The following is a 21,863-nucleotide window of genomic DNA, read 5'->3' as shown; positions in this document are numbered from 1 at the left end:
GCTCGGCACCGGCGCGCTGGCCTCCTCGGGTGGCCGGGCGGGGTCCGCGACGGCCGGTCGCGGCGGTGTTCCGACCGGCATGGAGAACCGTTCCGCCGCGGGCACCGGCCGGCTGGCCTCCGGCCAGCTCGGCACGGCCGGCCGCGGTGGCGTGATCGGCGGTCGGGGTCAGCACGGCGAGGACGCGACCGACGAACGGATGACGTGGCTCACCGAGGACGAGATGGTGTGGGGCGACGGCGGCAGCACCGCGCCGCCGGTGCTCGGCGGCGACCGGTGACCGACCGGTGACGACGATGGCGGCCCGTCCCGATTCGCTCGGGGCGGGCCGCCGCCGTTCTCCGCCGTCGACGCCGGCTCCGGTCGCGGGAAGCGTTCCGTCCACACCGCACACCGTGGCCCGGGTCACCCGACCCGGCCTTCCTTCCCGCTGCGCGGGCCTCGAAGTGGCGCTAGGTTGAAACGGTGCCGACCGTAGCGACCGCCCACCCGATCGGGGCGATGCTACGCGCGCTGCGTGACCTCACCCGGCTGGCGGTGGCCTCCCTGGTGCTCGCCGTCGGCGTCGGCGCTGTCCCCCCGCTCACCGGCCCGGTCGCCGCGCTGGTGACCCCGGCCGCCGCCGCGCCGGTGGCTGCGAACCCACCGGCCTGGAACGGGGCGTCCGCCCGAGCGGCCGAGGCGTCGACCGCCACGGTCGCCGGAGCCGCCGACGAACAGGTCGCCGATCTTCCCGCCGCCCGGCCGTTCCCGGCCCGGCGCGACGCCGCCCGCACCGGGGAGCCGTCGGCCCGCACGGCCCCGGCGGCGACGACGGACCCGGTCCGGGACGCCACCGGCCGGCGCGGCCCGCCCCGGAGCTGACCGCCTCCGGCGTCCGCCCGCTGCCGACCACCGCCGTCGTGCGGTCGTCGACGGGTACGCCGGGCGCGTCCTCCCCGCCCGCCACCGGGTGTCCGCTCGTGAAGTCCACATCGTTCCCGCCGTGAGGTGCTGGTGATGCAGACCGTCTTCTCCTCCGTCCTGCTCGACGTTCCCGCCGCCGCCGTGATCTGGCTGGCGCTGCTCGTCGTCGTCGCCGTCGCCGTCGGGGCTCTGGTCGCCCGTCCCGACTGGCTGCGCTCCACCGTGGCCGGCCGGATCCGGCAGGCCGCGATGCCCAGCCACCTCGAACTGGCCGAGGAGGAGCGGGAACGCATCCGGTACGCCGACGAGGTGGCCGTGGCGGCCGAGCGTGCCGGGGCCACCGCCGCGCGGCGGCGGGCCGAGTGGTTGGCCGCGCAGGAGGAGGTCGAGGCGGCGTGGGCGGCGTACGAGACGGCTGAGGCGGACGTCCGCCGGCTGTCGGCCGCCGCAGCGATGCCCCTGCCGCAGACCGCGCAGACCCCGTCCGAGTACGCCGACCGTGAGCGGTTCCTGCACCGGACGGCGTTGGACGCGTACTGGCGTAAGGAGATCTCCGTCGAGCAGCTGAGCGACGTCTTCGCGCACCGCAACGGGTGGGATCCGCGGCGGCACCCGGTGGAGCAGGAGCTGTTGCTGCGCCAGGCGGCCCGGAACAACCTGGCCGAGCGGCACCGGGTGGCCGTGGAGCGGGAGCGGGCGGCGTGGCGGGCGGCCGAACTGGCCGTGGCCTCGGCCCGCAGCCTGCGTGACGAGGCGTACGTGGCGCGGAACCGGCAGCCCGAGGAGGAGGTCGAGTCGGTGCTGCCGCTGCCGGATTCCGGCCGGTCCGCGGCCGAACCGACCCGGGACGCCCCGACCGTGGCCCGTGGCCGGGCCGCCGTCGCCGCCTACTGACCCTGTCGTCCGGACCGGCCGCGCGGTGATCCACACCGAATGCGGCAGGTTGCGGTGTCCTGGCTGCTGGACACCGCACCCTGCCACCGACCGCGACCGCGACCGCGCCCAGACCGACCGGTCCGGCATCGTGCCGGGTTGACCCGGCCGACCCCAACCCGCCCCGTACCGCCGTCGACGACGTCGACGCGAGGTGTCGGGCGGGTTGTCCGTTTGCCAGGTCACCGGCGCACCGGTACGACGGAATCCCGGTCGACCCGGGTCGGTTACATCCTGGGTACGACCGCACACACCGGCGGGTGACAGGGCTGGAATGCTCCGGGTCCGCCGGTCGTTGCGGATCCGAGCGGCCGGGGCGCGAACCGCCCGGTCGTCGCCGGGCCCAGGCCCGATTCCCCTGATCCGAGCGCCACCGCGGTGGCCACGTCCGTGTCCCCCCGACCGGACGGCACCCCCGAACGGAGCTTCGACATGAACTCGAACGTCCGCAACAGCATGCTCTCCGTCGCCGGCCTGATCATGGCGGGTGGCGGCATCGCCGGCCCCGCCCTGGCGGCGCAGGCCACGCCGGCCGAGAAGGCGGCCGCGGCGCTGGTGTCCGAGAAGGGCCGGGGCGCGCACCGCGTCGGGCACGAGTACCAGGCGCAGCCGAACTTCTACTACTGCGGCCCGGCGTCGACCCGGATCGCCCTGTCGGCAGCCGGCAAGGCGGTCAGCCAGGACGAGCTGGCCGAGAAGCTCGGCACCACGGAAGCCGGCACCGACTCGGCCCTGGACATCACCCGGGTGCTCAACGAGTACACCGGTGGCACGTACAAGACCACCGAGATCAGCGCCGACGTGGCGTCGGATGAGCAGGTCGAGCGGCTGCGCGCCGACGTCCTGGCCGCGGTGGACGCCGACCGGCCGGTCGTCGCCAACATTCGCGGCAGCGCCCTCGACGTGGACGGGGTGACGCACAGCTACGCCGGTCACTATCTGACCGTGGTGGAGTACAAGGACGACGGCGAGACGGTCAGGATCGCCGATCCGGGGGCGCCGGACGCCCCGGAGTACTGGATGGGCATCGCCGAGCTGGCGAACTGGATCGCGGGGCGCGGTTACAGCTCCTGATTCCGACGCACCGATGCGGGCCGGCCTCCCCGAGCGGGAGGCCGGCCCACGCGACAAACCGGGCACGGAGTGATTCATCGGTCCGGCACCGGGTACGAGGGCGACAGAGCCGAACCGTCCGAACATCCGGTAGGGAGGACCCGCATGAGCCATCACGAGAGCACCGAACGGGACGTCGTCGACGTCCTGACGGCCGACCATCGGGAGGTGGAGGCGATCTTCGTCGAGCTGGAGAGCCGGCAGGGCACGCCCAAGCGCCGTCGTCAGTTGGCCGACGTGGTCATCGCCGAACTGGTCCGGCACTCCGTCGCCGAGGAGGCGTACGTCTACCCGGCCGCCCGTAAGGCGCTGCCGGACGGCGACCGGATCGCCGAACACGAGATCTCCGAGCACGCCGAGGCCGAGCGGACCATGAAGGAGCTGGAGTCGTTGGACCCGTCCGACAGCCGCTTCGACGAGCTGCTGGCCAAGCTGACCCGCACGATCCGCCACCACGTGCAGGACGAGGAGTCGGATCTCTTCCCGCGGCTGCGGGCGGCAGTGGCCCGGGAGGAACTGGTCGAGCTGGCCGGCAAGGTGACGGCGGCGAAGAAGATGGCGCCGACCCGGCCGCATCCGGCCGCGCCGGACCACCCACCGGCGAACAAGCTACTCGCCCCGGGGGCCGGCCTGGTCGACCGGATGCGCGACGCGCTCAGCGGCCGGCCCACCTCGATGGCCGCGCTACACGAGAAGCAGCACTGACTCCGGTACGACGGCCGCGCCCTCGGTGGGACGTGGCCGTCGTCGGTTCACGGCTCGGGTGCGATCCGGCCGCCCTCCACGTCGGACACGATGATCGCCTCCATCGGGCAGGACTCGGCGGCGTCGAGCACGGCATCCACCGGATCGATCCGTTCCTCGACCGGACGCGACAGCCCGTCCACCACCACGAAATGGGTCGGTGCGGCACCCGCGCAGATCCCCGACCCGATACACCTCGTCGAATCGACGAACACCCGCCACCGGCCCGACTCCTCCTGGCTCACCTGCTCGCCCCCCGCCGCACCCGTCGTCACCACCGCACCGGCATCGCGGTCAGCCCTCGGACCAGCAGACCGCTCTTCCAGGTCAGCTCGGACGGCGGCACGGCCAACCGCAGCCCCGGGGTACGCCGCAGCAGCGTCTCCAACACCACCTGGAGTTCCATCCGGGCGAGCTGGGCCCCGATGCAGTGGTGCACGCCGTGCCCGAAGCCCAGGTGCGGGTTGACCTCCCGGCCCAGGTCGAGCCGCTCGGGGTCGGTGAAGACGCTCTCGTCCCGGTTGGCCGAGTGCACCGAGACGACCACCGGCTCACCCGCCCGGACCAGCACCCCGCCCAGCTCGACGTCCTCAACGGCGTAGCGGGGAAAGGCGGCGGTCGCGCCGAGCGGGATGAACCGCATCAGCTCCTCCACCGCCTTCGGCACCAGGTCCGGCTCGGCGCGCAGCCGCTCCCAGCCGCCCTCCTCGGTCAGCAGGACGTACACCATGTTCGGGATCTGGGTCACGGTGGTCTCGTGCCCGGCGGCGAGCAGACCGGCGGCGAGCTGGACGACCTCCTCCTCGGTGAGCCGGTCGGCGTTCTCGTCCCGGGCCCGGACCATCGCGCCGATCAGGTCGTCGGTCGGGGTCACCCGCCGCTGCGCGATCAGCCCCGCCATGTAGCCCATGAGCTGGTCGACGTAGCTCCTGATCGTGTCCGGGCTGAGTGAGGTGGTCGAAACGATCGCCTCCGACCACGTGCGGAAGCGGTCCTGGTCGGCCACCGGCACGCCGAGCAGGTCGCAGATGACCCGGATCGGCAGCGGAGTGGCCAGGTGGGCGACCAGGTCGGCGGGCGGCCCGGCGGCGAGCATCCCGTCGACGAGTTCCTCGGCGACCGCCCGGGTACGGGGACGCAACTCCTCCACCCGCCGGGCGGTGAACGCCTTCGCCACGAGGCGGCGCAGCCGGGTGTGTTCCGGCGGGTCCATCGCGAGGATGCCCTCGTCTGGCTGGAGGGGAGTGTTGCGGGGCTGGTCCCGGCCCACCGAGGCGGCCCGGCTGAACCGGGGGTCGGCCAGCACCGTCCGCACGTCGGCGTACCGGGTGGCGAGCCAGGCGGGCTCACCGAACGGCAGCCGGATCCGGATCAGCGGCTCCTCCCGGCGCAGTTGGGCGTACCGGGGGTCGACGTCGAGCCGGTGCGGAGCGCTGAACGGGTAGCGTTGCGGCGTCGTGGCCTGCGAAGTGTCGGTCACCGGGGGTGGCTCCCTCTCGTCGACGGCCCGCCGCGCCGGCAGGCCGGTCCGCTGGGTGACACGACCCTCGATCGAGTCATGTCCCGACTGCGGATCGTAGCGAGAGCGGTCGATGCTGGCCACCCCGTCGCGCCCGGACACGTCGCGGCCGGGCCCGCCACGACGGCGGACCCGGCTGTGAACGTACGCGCCTCAGCGCCCCTGATCGCCCTCACCGGTGCGCGCCTGCGCCATGTCGACGCCCTTGTCGATCTGCTCGTCGTACCTGCCCTCGGTGCGCCGGTCGGCGTAGTCGCCGGCCTTGTCCAGGCCCTGGTCGACCTGCTTGTCGTGCTTGTCGGCGAAGTCCTCGGCCTTGTCCATGAAGTCACTCACGGCGTCCTCCTCGTCTCGTCGTATCCCGCCTTCCCCGGGCCGGGGTGGGGCAAACGCCGCGCGGAGACGGCGGGAGCCCACCCGCCGCGGCGGGTGTCGCGCGGGTGCCCCTCGGGTATCGATCCGCGGAGAACGAGGAGGCCGACGTGGTCGAGGACGGTGACGGGCGTACGCCCGAGAAGACGGCGGCGCAAGCCCGGACCGGCCCCCGGCAGACCTGGGCGGCGCTGCCCTGGCTGGTCCGCACCGCCGTGGTGTGGAGCGCCTGCCTGGTGATCGTGGTGACGGGGTTGTACCTGCTGGGCCGGGTGGCCACGCTGCTGGCGCCGTTGGCCGTCGCGCTGGCGGTGACGCTCTTCCTGGCCGCGTTGCTGGACCCGGTGCTGCGCGGGCTGCGCCGACTGCGGGTTCCGGCGGCGCTGGCCGCGCTGCTGTCGATCCTGCTGCTGCTCGGCGTCCTGGTCGGGGTCGGCGCGCTGGTGTGGAACCTGACCGCCGCCCAGTTCGGCGAGTTGACCGAGCAGCTGGACCAGGGTCTGCAGCGCAGCCGTGACTTCGTCACCGCCACCCTGCCGGTCACCGAGGCCCAGCTGGACCGGCTGCTTCGGCAGGTGACCTCGGGCCTCGGCGGCGGTTTCGATCCGGTGGGCGGAGCGCGTACGGTCGCCGAGGTGGCCGGCTCGGCCCTACTCGCCCTGGTGTTGCTGTTCTTCCTGCTCAAGGACGGGCGCTCGATGTGGCAGTGGGTGCTGCGCCGAATGACCGGCCCGAACCGCGAGGTGACCGCCGAGGCGGGCCGGGTGGGCTGGCGGACGCTCGGCGGGTACACCCGGGGCACGATGATCATCGCGGCGATCGACGCGATGGGGATCGGCCTCGCCCTGGTGCTGCTCGGCGTGCCGTTGGCCCTGCCGCTGGCCCTGATCACGTTCTTCGGCGGATTCGTGCCGATCGTCGGGGCCACGGTGGCCGGCGCGGTGGCCGTGCTGGTCGCGCTGGCCGCGAAGGGACCCACCACCGCGCTGCTGGTGCTGGCGGCGGTGATCGCCGTCCAGCAGATCGAGGGCAACCTGCTGGAGCCGCTGGTCATGAAGCGGCAGGTCCGGCTGCATCCGGCGGTGATCCTGGTGGTGGTGGCCGCCGGCACCCTGGTCGCCGGGATCGCGGGGGCGTTCGTGTCGGTGCCGATCGCGGCGGTCACCTACCGGGTGGTCGACACCGTGCAACGCCATCGTGAGCGGCGAGCCACGGCCGAGGCCGCCACGGACACCCCGCCGCCCGCACCGGCCTGACCGCTCACCCCGGTCAGGCCGGGACCGGCAGGTGGGTGCAGAACCAGTCGCCGGCCGCGGCGGCGACCTGCTCCAGGGTGCCGGGTTCCTCGAAGAGGTGGGTGGCCCCGGGCACGATCCGCAGTTCGTGCGGTGCGGCCAACTGCCCGGCCGCCTGCTCGTTCAGCGTGATCACCTGCTCGTCGAGGCCGCCGACCAGCATCAGCGTCGGCGCGCGGACCGCCGACAGCGCCGAACCGGCCAGGTCCGGACGGCCGCCCCGGGACACCACCGCCGCCACCCGATCGGGACGGGCCGCCGCCGCCACCAGTGCCGCCGCCGCTCCGGTGCTCGCGCCGAACAGACCCACCGGCAGCCGGCCCAGCGACGGCTCGGTACCCAGCCAGTCGACGATCCCGGCGAGCCGGTCGGCGAGCAGGCCGATGTCGAAACGCAGCTCGGCGGTGACCGCGTCGAGGGCGTCCTCGTCGGGCGTGAGCAGGTCCACCAGCACGGTCGCCAGCCCTCGCTGCTGGAGCACCCGGGCCACCGCCACGTTGCGCGGGCTGTGCCGGGAACTGCCGCTGCCGTGGGCGAAGAGCACCAGGCCCGTCGCGTCGTCCGGCCCGTCGATGTCGGCCGGCAACCCGGCCGTACCGACCAGGATGTTCACCTGTCCACGCGTACCCATCAGCGTCCTCCTCGCGTCGGCGCCCGCTGCCGGGGCGGGGGCGTCCGGTGCGGGTACCCGCGTGCGGGCCTCTCCTCACCCGGGCGGGGGCGACCAGGCCGGGCCGGGCGGCTCCGGGATGCGCCGGTGCCGTTTGTCGCCGGGGCGATCGGGAAGGCCAGCGGTGACCCGGCACCCGGCGCAGTCGCGCCCCGACAGATCGCGAGGACCTCCGATGGCGAAGCGGAAGCAGCAGACCGGCGACGTCGAGCAGGAACGGCGCGAACAGGACGCCGAGCGCGGCCGGGACTGGGCGGACGAGGCGGCGCAGGCCCGTACCGCCGACGACCCCCGCGCGATGGCACCCCGCGACGCCGCCGGTCGCCCCTCCAACGGCCGCCAGTTCTGACGGCCAACCCCTGAGTCAGCCCTCGTCCTCCGGAAGACGCAGCAGGGGCGCGCGGCCGGGGGCTTGCTCGGGGACCGGATCGGGCGGGGACAGGGTCGGCACGGGGACGGTGACCGGCTGGCCGGCGGTCACCCACACCTGCTCACCGTGGTGGCGCAGCTCGACCACCGCGTCGGGGCCGCCGTCGCGCAGCGAGTACGTGACCTGGTGCGGCCGGATGTCCACCCGCAGCCGCATCCCCCGCCACTGCACCGAGAAGTCCAGGCGGCTCAACCGGCTGGACAGCCGGGGGGCGAAGGTCAGCGTCCCGTCGTGGTCGCGCAGGCCACCGAACCCGGCGACCAGCGCGATCCACGCCCCGGCCAGCGAGGCCATGTGCACGCCGTCCCGGGTGTTCTCGTTGAGGTCGTGCAGGTCCATCAGCGCGGCCTCCCGCAGGTAGCGGTGCGCCAGCTCGGGATAGCCAACCTCCGCGGCGATCACCGCCTGGGTGCAGGCCGACAGCGACGAGTCCCGGACGGTACGCCGCTCGTAGTACAGGAAGTTGCGCAGCTTCTCGTCGGAGGTGAAGGCGTCACCCCGCCAGTGCATGGCCAGCACCAGATCAGCCTGCTTGATCACCTGCTTGCGGTACAGGTCGAAGTACGGGTAATGCAGCAGCAGCGGGTACTTCTCCGGCGGGGTGTGCTCGAAGTCCCACTCCTGCAGGCGGGTGAAGCCCTCCACCTGCTGGTGCACGTCCAGACCCGCGTCGTACGGGACGAACATGGAGTTCGCCGCGTCCCGCCACCCGGCGGCCTCCTCGTCGGTGACCCCGAGATGGAGCGCCTCGTCCCGGTGACGCATCACGCACTCGGCGGCGGTGATCAGGTTCCGCTGCGCCATCAGGTTGGTGTAGATGTTGTCGTTCTTGACCGCGGTGTACTCGTCCGGGCCGGTCACCCCGTCGATGTGGAAGCGGCCGTGGCGGTCGTGGTGGCCGAGGGAACGCCACAGCCGGGCCGTCTCGACCAGCAGCTCCAGGCCGATCTCCCGTTCCAGTTGGACGTCCCCGGTGACCAGCACGTACCGGCGCAGCGCCTCGGCGATGTCGGCGGCGATGTGGAACGCGGCGGTCCCCGCCGGCCAGTACGCCGACGACTCCGGCCCCTCGATGGTGCGCCACGGGAACGCCGCGCCGCGCAGGTTCAACGTCCGGGCCCGCTCCTGCGCCTGGGCCAGGGTGGCGTGCCGCCAGTGCAGCGCGTCGCGGACCGCGCTCGGCTGGGTGTAGGTGAGCACCGGCAGCACGAACGTCTCGGTGTCCCAGAACGCGTGCCCGTCGTACCCCGGGCCGGTCAGGCCCTTCGCCGCGATCGGCCGCCGCTCGGCGCGGGCCCCGGCCTGCAGCACGTGGAACAGCCCGAAGCGGACCGCCTGCTGCACCTCCGGGTCGCCCTCGACCCGGACGTCGGCGGCCTCCCAGAACTCGTCGAGGTACCTGCGCTGTTCCCGGCACAGCCCGTCCCAGCCGTCCAGTTGGGCACCGGCGAGCGCGGCGCCGACCTGGTCGCGCAGTGCCGGCAGGGACCGCCGGCTCGACCAGCCGTACGCGAGGTACTTGACCACCCGCAGCTTCTCGCCCGGTTCGAGCACGCACCCGATCGTGGTGCGAACCCAGTCCTGGTACCCCTCGGACTCGATGGTGGCCTTGGTGGGCGCGTGCACCTCGTGCCCCATCGACGCGGCCACCCGCAGCGCGCTGACCTTGGTGCGGTGGATGAGCAGCCCGCCGTCGTCGGTGGTCAGCTCCTCCTCGGCCTGCAACGGCGACTCCAGCACGGCGGCGACCCGGGGATCGCGGCTCTGCGCCGGCAAGGTCTCGTTGGCCACCAGCTCGGACTGGAGGATCAGTCGCAGTGGCCCGTGCACCGCCTCGACCTCGTAGTCGATCGCGGCGACCGAGCGCTGGGTGAACGAGACGAGCCGGGTGCTGCGTACCTTGACCTCCCGGCCGGCCGGGGACCGCCAGTGCATCTCCCGATAGAGGGTGCCGCCGCGTAGGTCGAGGACGCGTTCGTGGCTGAGGAGTGTGCCGTACCGGACGTCGAGCGGCTCGTCGTCGACCAGCAACCGGATCAGTTTGCCGTTGGTGACGTTGACGATGGTCTGCCCGGACTCCGGGAAGCCGAAGCCGGCCTCCGCGTACGGCAGCGGGCGCAGCTCGTAGAAGGAGTTGAGGTAGGTGCCGGGCAGACCGTGCGGCTCGCCCTCGTCGAGGTTGCCGCGTAGTCCGATGTGGCCGTTGGAGAGCGCGAAGACCGACTCGGACTGGGCCAGCACGTCCATGTCCAGCCGGGTCTCCCGGACGTGCCAGGGTTCGACCGGATAGGCGCGTTCGCGGATCATGCCGCGCCCTTGAGCAGGTCGGCGAGGTCGGTCACCACGATGTCGGCGCCGTTGGCGCGCAGCTCGTCGGCCTGGCCGACCCGGTCGACGCCGATGACGTAGCCGAAGCTGCCGGCTCTGCCGGCGGCCACCCCGGCGAGGGCGTCCTCGAAGACGGCGGCGTTGGCGGGTGCGACGCCGAGCAGCGCCGCGCCGGCCAGGAAGGTGTCCGGGTACGGCTTGCCGCGCAGCCCTTCGGCCTGGGTCACCTGGCCGTCGACCCGGGCCTCCAACATCGGTTCCAAGCCCGCCGAGGCCACCACGTCGCGGCAGTTGGCGCTGGCTGAGACGACCGCCCGGCGCAGCCCGGCGGCGACCGCCGCCCGTAGGTACGTCACCGAACCCGGGTAGACGTCGACCCCGTCGCGGTGGATGCGGTCCAGCAGGATGGCGTTCTTCCGGTTGCTGATCCCCTGGACGGTGTCCGCGTCCGGCGGGTCGTCGAGGCTCCCTTCGGGCAGCACGATCCCGCGGGAGGCGAGGAAGGTGCGGACCCCGTCGGCCCGGGGCCGGCCGTCCACGTACCGCTGGTAGTCCGGCCCGGAATCGAAGGGCCGGAACGGCTCGCCGGTGGTCGCGGACCGCCGCGCCAGGTAGGCGTCGAAGGTCTCCTTCCAGGCGGCGTTGTGCACCCGGGCGGTCTGCGTCAGCACACCGTCCAGATCGAAGAGGCAGGCGGTCACGTGATCGGGTAAACCCAGCACAAGGTCGAATCTATCCATCCGGCCGCCCCGGCAAACCGGCTTTGCGCCGGGGACGTCCGCAGGCTCAGCGTTTCGCGCGCAGCGTCCAGACCACCGTCATGGCCGAGGTCGGGGTGCCGTCCTCGGTGCCGATCTCGACCGGGACGTTGAACTCGGGTCGCTGCCCGGCGTCCAACTCGGCGATCACCTCGGCCGGCGGGCGCACCAGCCGAGCGGTGGCCAGCACCGGCCCCATGGCCACCTTCCGGTACGCGATCTCCGCCCGGACGGCGAGCGGCACAGCGCGGTCGAGCAGGTGACCGAAGGCGGCCATCACCACCGCGCCGGAGGCGGTCTCCCCGAGGGTGAACATGGCTCCGGCGTGCGGACCGCCGACGTGGTTGTGGGTGGCCGGCGAGTCGGGCAGCCGGACCACGGCCCGAACGCCACCCTCGGCCTCCGGCGCGACCTTGACCACCTCGAAGCCGAGGGTACGGGCGAAGGGCACGGCTTCGAGCAGCGCGGACGCCACCTGGCGCGGGTCGATGGACATGCCCCGACGTTACTAGCCAGTAACTTATCGGGCAAGGCCGACACCTCCCAGGTAATCCCGCCCCAGCCCGGCAACAAGTTGTTGACATCTCCGTAACCACTGAAGATGCTGTTAGCGCTCACATAACACCCGCCCGCGCGCCAGCACCCCCCTGGCTCGTGAGCACGATCCACTCCTCCCCCCAAGGAGCTGACCGATGGCAACACTCACCCGCGCCCGTCAGAGATTGACGGTCGCTCTCGGCATGATCATCGCACTGCTGGCCGTGTTCGCCCCGCCGGCCGCCGCGCAGTTCATCACGATCAACAACCCGGTCATCCAGCAGCGCGCCGACACCGCGATCTACAAGCACACCGACGGCTACTACTACATGACGGCCTCGGTCCCCGACTACAAGCGGGTCGAACTGCGCCGCGCCACGACCCTGCAGGGTCTCGGCAGCGCCGCGACGATCACCGCGTTCACCGCGCCGTCGAGCGGCGCGCTGAGCGGTTGGATCTGGGCGCCGGACATTCAGTTCATCGACGGCGCCTGGTACATGTACTTCTCGGCGTCGCCCAGCACCGCGCGGTTCAACCAGCGGCTCTACTGGATCCGCAACACCTGCGCCAACCCGATGACCTGCGAATGGAGCGCACCCCAGCGCTTCAACACCGGCTGGGAGTCCTTCCAGCTCGACCCGGCCTCGTTCGTCAATCGCGGGGTGCGCTACTTCGCCTGGGCCCAGGACAGCCCGTCCACCAACTACAACAGCCACATGTACATCGCCCGGATGGACAGCCCCACCAGCATCACCGGCACGGTCACCGAGATCGCGCGCCCGACGTACGCCTGGGAGATGGAAGGCGTCGCCGGCGTGGTGGAAGGGCCATCGCCGCTGGTCAAGAACGGCAAGGTGTTCATCGCCTACTCGGCCTCGGCGACCGACTCCCGGTACAAGCTGGGCCTGCTGTCGGCCGACGACACCGCGGACCTGCTGAATCCGGCCTCCTGGCGCAAGAGCCCGAACCCGGTGTTCCAGACCGCGAACGGGGTCTACGGCCCGGGCCACGGCAGCTTCACCGTGGCCGAGGACAACACCACGGACGTGCTGGTCTATCACGCCCGTGACTACGCCACCCCGACGCCGGACGCGCTCACCGACCCGAACCGGCACACCCGCTTCCAGCAGCTCTACTTCAGCGACAACGGCACCCCGTTCTTCGGCCAGCCGCTGCCGAACTCAATGACCGCGCCCGGCATCCGGGGCCAGTACAGCAACCGCTGCGTCGACAACTACGACTTCGACACCACCCCCGGCGCGCTCGTTCGGCTGTACAGCTGCAACGGCAACGCCGCCCAGGAGTGGGAATTCAACTACAAGGGCACCAGCGGGTACGAGATCCGCAACCGCAACACCGGCACCTGTCTGACCAACATCAACGCCAGCACGGCGCCGAACGCGGACGTTGGCCTGGTCGCCTGCGACAACACGACGGCCCAGCAGTGGCAGATCATCGACCAGGGCAACGGCTGGTTCTCGCTGCGCAACGTCGCCGGCAACATGTGCCTGGACAACTACGACTGGAAGAACGTGAACGGTGCCCGGCTCTCGCTCTACACCTGCAACGGCTTCGCCGTCCAGCTGTGGCGGCGTGGCTGAAGCAGCACCGACGCCGTAGGGCTGGAGGTCTACCTCGCTGCGGCCCGGACCGATCTTACGAAAGCGCGGATCGGTCCGGGGCCCGTCCCGCCGTCCCGGAGTAGCAGTCGCCCCGGATCGCCCTCGACCCGGAGCGACCAGCGAGCCCCGGGTCAGCGCCAGCCCACGTCGATCCGGTCGCCGCGCTCGTCGAAGAAGTGCACCGCGTCCATCCGCACCGCCACCGCCATCGGGTGGCCGGCCGAGATCGCCGGGTACGGGGCGAGGCGTACCGCAAGCTCGCCCGCCCGGCGGTGGTGCCGCCCCGGGTCGCTGAGCACGCTGCCCCGGGCGTCACCGCGCTGCGCCGACTCCGGCTCCGCCGACCGACCGGCGAGACGCTGCATGACCTGCCCGAACCGGCGCAGGCCACGCTGTCCGCCCGGGCCGTTCTCGGTCGGCGGTACCACATCGTCCAGCGCTACCGCGGTGGCCCCGATGTCGAGGAAGGCCAGCGACTCGTGCCCGTGGTGCTCCAGGTAGCGGACCCGGCCCTGCAGCACGTGACCGTGGGTGTCCGGCGCGACCGGAGTGAGCGCCTCGGCCCGCATGCCGACCACGATCCGCTCTCCGTGGTAGTGCGCCACCGCTCGGCTGCGGATGTCCTCCCAGGGCAGGTAGAGCGCCTGGTCGCCGAGGTTGAGCGTGACGTACCGGTCGAGATGGACGTAGACCGACGCCTCCATCAGGTTCATCCGGGGGCTGCCCAAAAACGCCGCCACGTACAGGGTGGCCGGGCGGCCGTACACCTGCGTGGGGGTGCCGACATCCTGCAACACGCCCCGGCGCATGATGGCGACCCGGTCGGCCATGGTCAGCGCCTCGGCCTGGTCGTGCGTGACGTAGATGGTGGTGACTCCCAGCTCGCGGGTGAGCCCGGAGATCTCCGCGCGCAGTTCGGCGCGGAGCCCGCTGTCCAGGTTGGACAGCGGCTCGTCCATCAGGAAGAGCCCGGGACGGCGTACGATCGCCCGCCCCATCGCCACCCGCTGGCGCTGGCCGCCGGAGAGCTGGCTCGGCCGGCGGGCGAGAACATCCCTTATCCCGAGCGCGCTGGCCACGTCCTGGATGCGTTCGTCGCGCGAGGCCGACGCGACGCCGGCCAGCCGCAGCGGGAAACCGATGTTGTCGTTAACACTCATGTGCGGGTAGAGGGCGAAATCCTGGAAGACCATGGCGATCTTCCGCTCCCGCGGCGGCAGATCGTTGGCAAAGGCACCGTCGAGCAGCACCGCCCCGGAGGTCGGTTCCTCCAGGCCGGCGATCATTCGTAGGACGGTGGACTTACCGCAGCCAGACGGCCCGAGCAGGACCATGAATTCGCCATCGTTGACATCCAAATTGACATTGTCGACCGCCAGTGTCCCGTCCGGGAACACCTTGGTGACATCCTTGAGCGCGACGGTGGTCACCGTCTCCTCCCCAGTTTGACCGGAAACCCCGGTGTGACTCTGGCCACCTTGACCGGTCCCGCGCATCGGGTGAACGTGCCATGTTCGGGTAATGACAGGACCATTAACTGATCAGTAACCTGCCAGATTCGGGCCGCGTCACGTCGTTTCGCCGAGGAACACCCGCCGGACCACCCGTTCCGCCGCTCCGCCGTCGTCGAGCGCGCAGAACCGTTCCCGAAACCGCCGGCGCGCCCGCGTCGCTGTCGGGGTGGACTCGCCGCCGCCACGGAACACCGCCAGCAACTCGTCGAAAGTCAGGGCCACCGCCCCCGGCGGCTCGGCGGTCACGTCGAAATAGACCCCCCGGGCCAGCGCGTACGCGTCCCGGTCCGGGGCGTACACCACGATCGACCGGTCCAGGACGGCATAGTCGAACATCGCCGACGAGTAGTCGGTGACCAGCACGTCGGCGGCGAGGTAGAGGTCCTCCACGCAGGGATGGTCGCTGACGTCCACCGCACGCCCCCGGCTGCGCCGCCCGGCCAACCCGAGCCGGTCGTGGAAGTAGTGGCTGCGGATCAGCAACCGTCCGGTGGGCCCGAGCACGTCGAGCAGCCGGTCCGAATCGAACGGTGGCCGGTAGTGCGGCAGGTGTTCGCGGTGCGTCGGGGCGTACAGCACCACCCGCTCGCCCGGGCCGATCCCGAGCCGCCCGCGGACCTCGGCCACCTCCTCGGCGGTGGCGACGGCCAGCCGGTCGTTACGCGGGTACCCGACCTCCAGTGTGGTGTACGAGGCCGGGTAGGCCCGCTCCCACATCTGGGTGGAGAAGCTGTTGGCGGTGATGCTGTAGTCCCAGCGGTCCACCCGGCGCAGCAGCCCGGCGAAGTCCATCCCGACCGCGCCCAGCGGATACCGCTGCTGGTCCAGCCCCATCACCTTCACCGGCGTGCCGTGGTGGGTCTGCACGTGCACCGAGCCGGGCCGCTTGCGGACGTAGTCCGGGAAGTTGACGTTGTTGATCAGCCAGCGCGCCCGGGCCAGCGCCCGGTAGTAGGCAGGGGTGCCCGCCACCACGTACTCGGTGTCGGGCGGCAGGGTGTCCACCCGGTCCCGCCGGACGATCCACACCGCGCGGACCTGCGGCGCGAGCCGCCGGGCAGCAGCGGCGACGGCCGCCGGGTTGCAGGCGTGGCCGCGGTACCAGTAGGCGGCGTACACGGCCAGCGACGGGTCGACGGGTCGGCGCAGTTCGGCCCGGTAGTACTCGCGCAGCGCCGCGTCCCGGGTCAGCCGGGCCGTCCGCCGGGCCACCGGCAGCACCCGGCGGGCGACGCCCCGGACGGTCGCCCGGGTCTGGTTCGCCCCGCGCAGCACGCTGAACGTCCGCCACCGTCCCGCCGCCACCAGCCGGTGCTTGAGCCCCTCCACGCCGTCCGGCGCGGGGTAGCCGCCGGGGGGCAGGAAACGGCGGTAGTCGGCGGTGATCCGGTCGAAGAAGGCGGGCCGCAGTTCGGCGGCGATCCGCTCGCCGTTGCCGAGCACCGTCAGGTGGTGCCAGACCATCCGCTCGAAGACGGCCGGCCGCAGTCCGGCCAGTTCCGGGTGGTCGTCGAGGAACCCGAACACCCGGTGCCACTGGTCGAACACCTCGAAGTGCCGGTCGCCGCGGGTGCGGGTGATGGCGCCGGAGCGCCGCTGCCGGTAGTGCACGCAGACCCGGTCGAGCACGCCGATCTTCTCGGCGGCCAGCAACAGGGGGTAGGTGAAGGAGACGTCCTCGTACCAGCCGGGGGCGAAGCGGAGCCCCAGGCCGGTCAGGAACTCCCGGCGGACCAGCCGGTTCCAGGCGGTGTGCAGCAACCGCAGCGTCTCCGGCCGGTCGGCCAGCCGGAACGTGGTCGCGCCGGGCGGCTCGGGGAACACCTCGGCCATCGCGCTGCGGCTCGCGGTGTCGTTCCAGTGCACTCGGACGTGGTCGACGACCAGCACGTCCGGGCGGGTGGCGCGGAGCCGGTCGACCACCTCGGGCAGGCAGTCCGGGGCCAGCCAGTCGTCCCCGTCGAGGAACCAGACGTACTCCCCGGCGGCCCGGTCCAGCCCGGCGTTGCGGGCCGGCCCGAGCCCCGCGTTCTCGGTGAGCCGGACCACCCGGACCCTGCGGTCACGGGCGGCGTACTCGTCGAGGATGTCGCCGCTGGTGTCGGGCGAGGCGTCGTCGACGCCCACCACCTCGATGTCACCGAACGGCTGCCCGAGCAGCGAGTCCAGGCATTCGCGCAGGTAGCCCTGCACGCGGTAGGCCGGGACGACGAAGCTGATCAGGGTCATCCCGGCCGCCCTCTCGTCAGCCCGGCGAACCGCCCGAGACCGGTACGGCCGTCGCCCGCGCGGCGCGGGCCGGCAGGACGACCCAGGTCAGGACGACGCTCGCCACGAACACCACGAACAGGTACACACCGATTGTAGCCAGACCAACACCAGCGAAACCGGCGATCCCGGCGAGGGCCAGCAGCACCGAACGCCCGTCCCAGCCCAGCGTCGCGCCGTGCAACGGCGGCGCGGACTGCCGCTTCTCCAGCCGGGCCACCAGGTCGTAGTGGTGCAGGGTGAGCACGAAGACGTACCCGAAGACCAGCCAGGCCGGCGCGCCACCCACCACCCCGACGGTGATCGCCAACAGGTACTCCCCGGCCCGCAGCGCCGCCGGCACCAGCCAGTCCAGCGGCCCGTTGTGCGCCGCCCCGGCGCCCAGCCCGCCGGCCAGCAGCACCAGCACGGCCACCGGCAGCCACCAGCGCAGCCCGCCCGCACCCCAGCCGCCGCCGGCCGCGACCAACGCCGCCACCAGCAGCACCGCCGGGCCGAGCGCCCCGACCACGGCCAGCGTCAACGGCCCCACCGGGCGCAGCACCGGCATCCGGGTCGCCAACGGCCCGTCGTCGCGGTGCAGGGTCGCGTCGACGGTGTCCAGCACCGGCACCCACATCCAACGGGCCCGCAGGGTACGCAGCGCCCCGGTGTACGCGAACGCGAGCGACCCCCAGACCAGCACCGCCACCAGGCTGACCGTCGGGCCGAACAGCGCGGCGGTCAGCGCGATCAACGCCCACCGCTCCCCGATCGGGAAGACCACCGTCCGCTTCAGCCAGTACGACACCGAACCGGTGTCCGCCTGCACCCGGGTCGAGGCGGCGTTGAGCATCCCGCCGATACCGCTGCCCGCACCCGCCGCCGGCCGGGGCCGCCGGGCCGCCTCGTCGTGCAGCACCCCGTACCAGGCGTCGGTCATGTGCCGGACGGTCTGCAACGTCATCGCCGCGATCGCCAGCGCCCAACCGAGGCGGAACCCGGCGGCGGTGGCCCCGAAGCCGAGGCCGGCGTAGACCAGGTACTCCTTCGCCCGGTCGGCCATCGTGTCCAGCCAGCCGCCCCAGGCGCTGAAGTGCCGGGTGTAACGGGCCAACTGCCCGTCCACGCAGTCCAGCACGAAGCCCAGGTAGAGCAGGACACCGCCGGCCACCAGCGCGGGCCGGCCGCCGACGCCGAAGAGCACCGCCGCGACCGCGGCGAAGAGTACCGAGATCATCGTGACCGCCGTCGGGCTCAGCCGCAGCCGGGCACACGCCTTCGTCACGTAGGGCGACCAGGTGCTGACGAAGTAGGTGGTGAAGAAGTCGTCCCGCTCCTTGACCGACAGCCGCAGCTCGGCGCGGTCCTCGTCCACCCCCGACAGCGCCGCCTCGGCGGCGTGCAGCCCGGCGGCGTCGCCGACCCGGTGCGCCACGAGCAGGCGTACCCGGTGGGCGAAGGTCAGCGTGCCGAGCGCGGTGAGGGCGGCGAAGAGCCGGTCCACCGCGGGCCCGGCCGCCGGCGCGACCGCGGCGGCCCGGGCGGCGGCGGCGAGCGCCGGCAGGTCGGCCACGCCGACCCGCAGTGCCCCACCGAACACACCGGTCGCGTCGGCCAGGTCCGGCCCGGCCGCCACCACCTGGCCTCGTTCCTCGCGGACCGCGACCCGACCGTCGGCCGGCGGATCGGTGAGCACCAGGGCCACCGTCGACCCGACCGGACTGGTCCGCAGATGCCTGAGTACGGCGGTGTGCGCGACCAGATCGGCCCCGCTGACCACCACCGGCCCGGTGGCGGTGTCCACCAGGGCGGCGAGTTCGGCCAGATCGGCGACGGCGCGGACCTCGTCCACCCCGGCCCGCCGCCACTGCGCGGCCAGCCGGTCGGCGAGGGGCTCCCCGGTCGAGGTCGGCAGGCTCGCGGCCGGCGCACCGGCGGCGAGCACGATCGCGAGCGTCACCGCGGGACCGCGGCGTGGTACGCGTCGAGCGCCTCGGCGACCGTGCCGTCCACGATCAGCCGCCCGCCGTCGAGGTAGAGCCCTCGTCGGCAGAACCGGGTCAGATCCTTCTCGTTGTGTGACACCAGCACCAAGGTGCGCCCCTCCGCGAGCAGTCGGTCGATCGTCGAATAACACTTCTTGCGGAACTCCGCGTCGCCCACCGCGGTCACCTCGTCCATCAGCAGGATCGGATGCGGCAGGTGCGAGATGATCGCGAACCCGAGCCGGACCTTCATGCCCGACGAGTAGTGCCGGACCGAGGTGTCGATGGCGCGCTCCACCTGCTCGCCGGCGAACGAGACGATCTCGTCGAAGTGCCGCTTCAGGTATCCCGACGACAGCCCGTGCAGGCCGCCGACAAGGTACAGGTTCTCCCGCCCGGTGAGGTCGTTGGAGAAGCCGGCGGAGAGTTCCAGCAGGGGTGCCACGTCGCCCCGGACGGTGATCCGCCCCTCGTCCGGGATGAGCACCCCGGCGATCAGCCGCAGCAGGGTGCTCTTGCCGGTGCCGTTGCGCCCGATCACGCCGACCGTGTCGCCCGCCTCGACGCTGAACGACACGTCCCGCAGCGGCCAGAACCGGCCGGCCGCCGCTCCGCGTCCGCCCCGGTGGATGAACAGCTCCCGCAGCCGCAACTGCCGGCGGCGGTTGCGGACGAAGCGGATGCCGAGGCCCTCGGCCTCGATGATCGGAGCCACCTCACAGCTCCTTGAGCACGGCCGGTTCGAGCCGGCGGAACGTCCACCAACCGGCGACCAACACCAGCACGCTGCCGCCGACCGTGGTGGTCAGCAGCCGGGCGTCCGGGAACTCGTCCGGATACCAGATGGCGTGCTGGAGCTGGAAGATCCCGACCAGCGGGTTCAGCTCGTACGCCACCTTCAGCCAGCCCGGCAGCTCCGAGTCCCGGACCAGGCTCAACGGGTAGATGATCGGCGTGGCGTAGAAGAGCACCCGGACGATCAGCCGCATGAACCGCTCGACATCGCGCATCAGCACGTTGACCGCGGAGAGCAGCAGCGACAACCCGATCAGCAGGGTGGCCTGCACCAGCACCGCCAGCGGCAGGGCGAGCAGTGACCAGCCGGGGTCGATGCGGCCGTGCGCCGCGTAGACGGCGGCCACCGCGACCAGGATCGGCAGGCCCGCGACGTACTCGGCGAACCGGCCGGTGACCCGACCGATCGGGAAGACCTGCCGGGGCACGTTCATCGTGGTGATCAGGCGGGACTGCCCGGTCAGCGCGCCGGTCGCCTCGCTCAGCGCCGAACTGGTCCACATCCAGGCGAAGATGCCGGTGATCAGGAAGAGCGGGTACGAGTCGGCCGCCTGCCCGAGGTGCCGGCTGGTGTCACCGGAGTAGAGCACGCCGAAGACGAAGAAGTAGATCGCACCCATGCCGAGCGGTTCGATCAACGACCAGAGGTAGCCCAGCACCGACTGCTGGTACTTCACCGCCAGGTCCCGCTTGACCAGGATGCGCAGGGAGTTGCGGTGCGACCAGAGAGCTGCCACGCCAGCGGTCACCGTCGCCTCCCGCCTGAAGAAGAACGGACGAAAGGTTAGCAGTAGGTGAACGAACGCCCGTCGGCACTCGATCACGATGCCGGGCCACCCCGTTCCCGCGCGACGCCGGCCGCGCGGCCGTGATCGCCTTGATGCTAGCCACCGGTGCCGCTCGACGCAGCGGATCCTTCACCTGAGCCGGGGCACCGGTGATCGGCTCCGGCTGCGGCATGTCGCGGCTTGACCGCGCTAAGACAGCGCACCATGCGGCGAACGGCGCAGCGGCGGCCCGGAACGACCGGGCCGGGTGGGCGCGTCGGTCGGGACCGCCACGGGTAATCACCTACGGGTACGCAGTCACCGGATCCCCCTCGGGACGGAGGGCGAGTCGACCACCCCTTCCTACCGTTGAGGTCAGCGCGGCGGATCGCCGCAGAGTGGGAGTACGACGATGAGTCGCAAACTGGTCCGACCCCGCCAGGGGCGCATGCTCGCCGGCGTCTGCGCCGGCCTGGCCCGCCGGTTCAACACCTCGGCCAACCTGATCCGGCTGCTGTTCCTGCTGTCACTGCTGCTGCCCGGCACCCAGGTGATCGTCTACCTGGTGCTGTGGATCCTGATGCCCAACGAGGACCGCGCCGCGACCGGCCACTGACGCCGGGGCGGGATCCGGGCCGGGGCGCGGCGGGCCTCGTCCGCCCCGGCCCGCAGGTCAGGGGGCGGTATAGGTGACCGTCACCCGCTCGTAGCCGAGCGAGCGGAGCAAACCCTCCAGCATCTTGCGGGTGTTCTCCTCGGCCCGCTGCGGCAGGCCGCTGTCCCGGGCCGCCGCGGTGATCCGCTCCTCGGCCAGCCGGTAGACCTGCTGCTGTCGGTTGGGGTCACCGTCGACCAGCTCACCCACCCGATTGAGCAGGCCGCGCTCCTCGGCGAAGACGTAGCTCGACTCCAGGTCCAGGTTGGTCTCGCCGAGCTGCGGTGCGGGCAGCCGGACCTCGACGGACTTACCGTCCGGGGAGACCACCAACGCACCCTCCGACAGCTTCGAGAAATCGACGTACGCCTCGACGCTGCCTGCCCCGACGAACAGCGTCCGCTGGTTGAGCAGCCACTCGGGCACGTTGTTCCGGTCCCTCTGCAGGTCGACGACGACCTGGAAGTTGCCCTCGGCGGCGACGTAGCGGCTGAGATCCTGGATCGACTTGAGCAGCGGCGGCTGGCTGCGGTCGGTCTGCTCCTCGGCGAACGGGTTGCGGAAGTCCGGAAAGATCCCGGCGGTCTGGGCGCCGAGCAGCGCGACCACCACCAGCGCCGCCGCGCCGAGCAGCAGCAGCAGGCGCTTCACCGGCCCACCCGAGGCCCCC

21 protein-coding genes and 1 pseudogene are annotated in these 21,863 nt (G+C 72.2%); 9 read left to right on the top strand and 13 right to left on the bottom strand.

Features of this window, described 5'->3' with window-relative positions; genetic code table 11:
• The 5 genes and pseudogenes from E1182_RS31175 to E1182_RS17805 form a co-directional block, all read left to right on the top strand.
• Positions 1-280 (top strand): annotated as a pseudogene (locus E1182_RS31175) (hypothetical protein); the annotation flags it as partial.
• Positions 281-465: 185 nt separating this feature from the next.
• Positions 466-864 (top strand): hypothetical protein, encoded by a 399-nt coding sequence (locus E1182_RS17820; protein ID WP_132266620.1) that lies wholly within the window; start codon positions 466-468, stop codon positions 862-864.
• A gap of 135 nt (positions 865-999) precedes the next feature.
• Positions 1,000-1,800, top strand: coding sequence for a hypothetical protein (locus tag E1182_RS17815; RefSeq protein WP_132266617.1), 801 nt, complete (start codon positions 1,000-1,002; stop codon positions 1,798-1,800).
• A 471-nt stretch (positions 1,801-2,271) separates the two neighbouring features.
• Positions 2,272-2,913, top strand: coding sequence for a C39 family peptidase (locus E1182_RS17810; protein ID WP_132266614.1), 642 nt, complete (start codon positions 2,272-2,274; stop codon positions 2,911-2,913).
• A gap of 144 nt (positions 2,914-3,057) precedes the next feature.
• Positions 3,058-3,657 (top strand): hemerythrin domain-containing protein, encoded by a 600-nt coding sequence (locus tag E1182_RS17805; protein WP_132266611.1) that lies wholly within the window; start codon positions 3,058-3,060, stop codon positions 3,655-3,657.
• Between the two features lie 47 nt (positions 3,658-3,704).
• Here the strand turns inward: E1182_RS17805 and E1182_RS17800 are convergent, their stop codons facing one another.
• The 3 genes from E1182_RS17800 to E1182_RS17790 all read right to left on the bottom strand — a co-directional run bounded on the left by E1182_RS17800 (position 3,705) and on the right by E1182_RS17790 (position 5,551).
• Entirely contained in the window at positions 3,705-3,971 is a 267-nt protein-coding gene (locus E1182_RS17800; protein WP_243706272.1) for a ferredoxin, read from the bottom strand.
• Positions 3,968-5,176, bottom strand: coding sequence for a cytochrome P450 (locus E1182_RS17795; protein WP_132266608.1), 1,209 nt, complete (start codon positions 5,174-5,176; stop codon positions 3,968-3,970). Before E1182_RS17795 ends, E1182_RS17800 begins: the two co-directional genes overlap by 4 nt.
• Before the next feature lie 192 nt (positions 5,177-5,368).
• A complete protein-coding gene (locus E1182_RS17790; RefSeq protein ID WP_132266604.1) occupies positions 5,369-5,551 on the bottom strand; it encodes an antitoxin in 183 nt (60 codons plus the stop codon).
• Positions 5,552-5,655: 104 nt separating this feature from the next.
• Between E1182_RS17790 and E1182_RS17785 the strand changes: the two genes are divergently transcribed.
• Positions 5,656-6,843, top strand: a complete 1,188-nt coding sequence (locus E1182_RS17785) for an AI-2E family transporter (protein WP_243706271.1) — start codon at positions 5,656-5,658, stop codon at positions 6,841-6,843.
• Between the two features lie 13 nt (positions 6,844-6,856).
• Here E1182_RS17785 and E1182_RS17780 read toward each other — a convergent pair whose 3' ends face one another.
• The gene (locus tag E1182_RS17780; RefSeq protein WP_132266596.1) at positions 6,857-7,513 is read right to left on the bottom strand and encodes a dienelactone hydrolase family protein; all 657 of its coding nucleotides are present in this window, start codon (positions 7,511-7,513) and stop codon (positions 6,857-6,859) included.
• A 214-nt stretch (positions 7,514-7,727) separates the two neighbouring features.
• Between E1182_RS17780 and E1182_RS31170 the strand changes: the two genes are divergently transcribed.
• Entirely contained in the window at positions 7,728-7,901 is a 174-nt protein-coding gene (locus E1182_RS31170) for a hypothetical protein (protein WP_165942644.1), read from the top strand.
• 15 nt (positions 7,902-7,916) lie between these two features.
• Here E1182_RS31170 and E1182_RS17775 read toward each other — a convergent pair whose 3' ends face one another.
• From E1182_RS17775 to E1182_RS17765, 3 genes are all read right to left on the bottom strand, one after another.
• Complete coding sequence (locus E1182_RS17775) at positions 7,917-10,289, bottom strand: glycoside hydrolase family 65 protein (RefSeq protein ID WP_132266593.1); 2,373 nt, start codon at positions 10,287-10,289, stop codon at positions 7,917-7,919.
• A complete protein-coding gene (locus E1182_RS17770; RefSeq protein ID WP_132266589.1) occupies positions 10,286-11,032 on the bottom strand; it encodes an HAD family phosphatase in 747 nt (248 codons plus the stop codon). The genes E1182_RS17775 and E1182_RS17770 overlap by 4 nt, the downstream gene beginning before the upstream one ends.
• A 64-nt stretch (positions 11,033-11,096) precedes the next feature.
• Positions 11,097-11,564 carry a DUF4442 domain-containing protein gene (locus E1182_RS17765; protein WP_132266585.1) on the bottom strand — a complete coding sequence of 156 codons (468 nt, stop codon included), beginning with the start codon at positions 11,562-11,564 and terminating at the stop codon, positions 11,097-11,099.
• 196 nt (positions 11,565-11,760) lie between these two features.
• Between E1182_RS17765 and E1182_RS17760 the strand changes: the two genes are divergently transcribed.
• Positions 11,761-13,206, top strand: a complete 1,446-nt coding sequence (locus E1182_RS17760; RefSeq protein WP_132266581.1) for a family 43 glycosylhydrolase — start codon at positions 11,761-11,763, stop codon at positions 13,204-13,206.
• A 152-nt stretch (positions 13,207-13,358) separates the two neighbouring features.
• Here E1182_RS17760 and E1182_RS17755 read toward each other — a convergent pair whose 3' ends face one another.
• The 5 genes from E1182_RS17755 to E1182_RS17735 form a co-directional block, all read right to left on the bottom strand.
• A complete protein-coding gene (locus E1182_RS17755; protein WP_132266577.1) occupies positions 13,359-14,657 on the bottom strand; it encodes an ABC transporter ATP-binding protein in 1,299 nt (432 codons plus the stop codon).
• Between the two features lie 138 nt (positions 14,658-14,795).
• The gene (locus tag E1182_RS17750; RefSeq protein ID WP_132266572.1) at positions 14,796-16,970 is read right to left on the bottom strand and encodes a bifunctional glycosyltransferase family 2 protein/CDP-glycerol:glycerophosphate glycerophosphotransferase; all 2,175 of its coding nucleotides are present in this window, start codon (positions 16,968-16,970) and stop codon (positions 14,796-14,798) included.
• Between the two features lie 16 nt (positions 16,971-16,986).
• Complete coding sequence (locus tag E1182_RS17745; RefSeq protein WP_132266568.1) at positions 16,987-18,951, bottom strand: DUF5941 domain-containing protein; 1,965 nt, start codon at positions 18,949-18,951, stop codon at positions 16,987-16,989.
• Positions 18,948-19,691, bottom strand: coding sequence for an ABC transporter ATP-binding protein (locus E1182_RS17740; protein WP_132266563.1), 744 nt, complete (start codon positions 19,689-19,691; stop codon positions 18,948-18,950). Before E1182_RS17740 ends, E1182_RS17745 begins: the two co-directional genes overlap by 4 nt.
• Position 19,692: 1 nt before the next feature.
• Positions 19,693-20,520 carry an ABC transporter permease gene (locus E1182_RS17735; RefSeq protein ID WP_132266558.1) on the bottom strand — a complete coding sequence of 276 codons (828 nt, stop codon included), beginning with the start codon at positions 20,518-20,520 and terminating at the stop codon, positions 19,693-19,695.
• Positions 20,521-20,950: 430 nt separating this feature from the next.
• Here E1182_RS17735 and E1182_RS17730 point away from each other — a divergent pair, with 430 nt between their 5' ends.
• Positions 20,951-21,154 carry a PspC domain-containing protein gene (locus E1182_RS17730; protein ID WP_132266555.1) on the top strand — a complete coding sequence of 68 codons (204 nt, stop codon included), beginning with the start codon at positions 20,951-20,953 and terminating at the stop codon, positions 21,152-21,154.
• A 57-nt stretch (positions 21,155-21,211) separates the two neighbouring features.
• Here E1182_RS17730 and E1182_RS17725 read toward each other — a convergent pair.
• Positions 21,212-21,863: DUF4230 domain-containing protein (locus tag E1182_RS17725; RefSeq protein ID WP_207914651.1), on the bottom strand; the 652-nt coding region annotated here is incomplete at its 5' end.

The sequence above is a fragment of the Micromonospora sp. KC721 genome, from assembly GCF_004348355.1.
Lineage (GTDB): Bacteria > Actinomycetota > Actinomycetes > Mycobacteriales > Micromonosporaceae > Micromonospora.
Note: the sequence above shows the minus strand (reverse complement) of the source record. Positions and strands in the feature narration are given on the sequence as shown.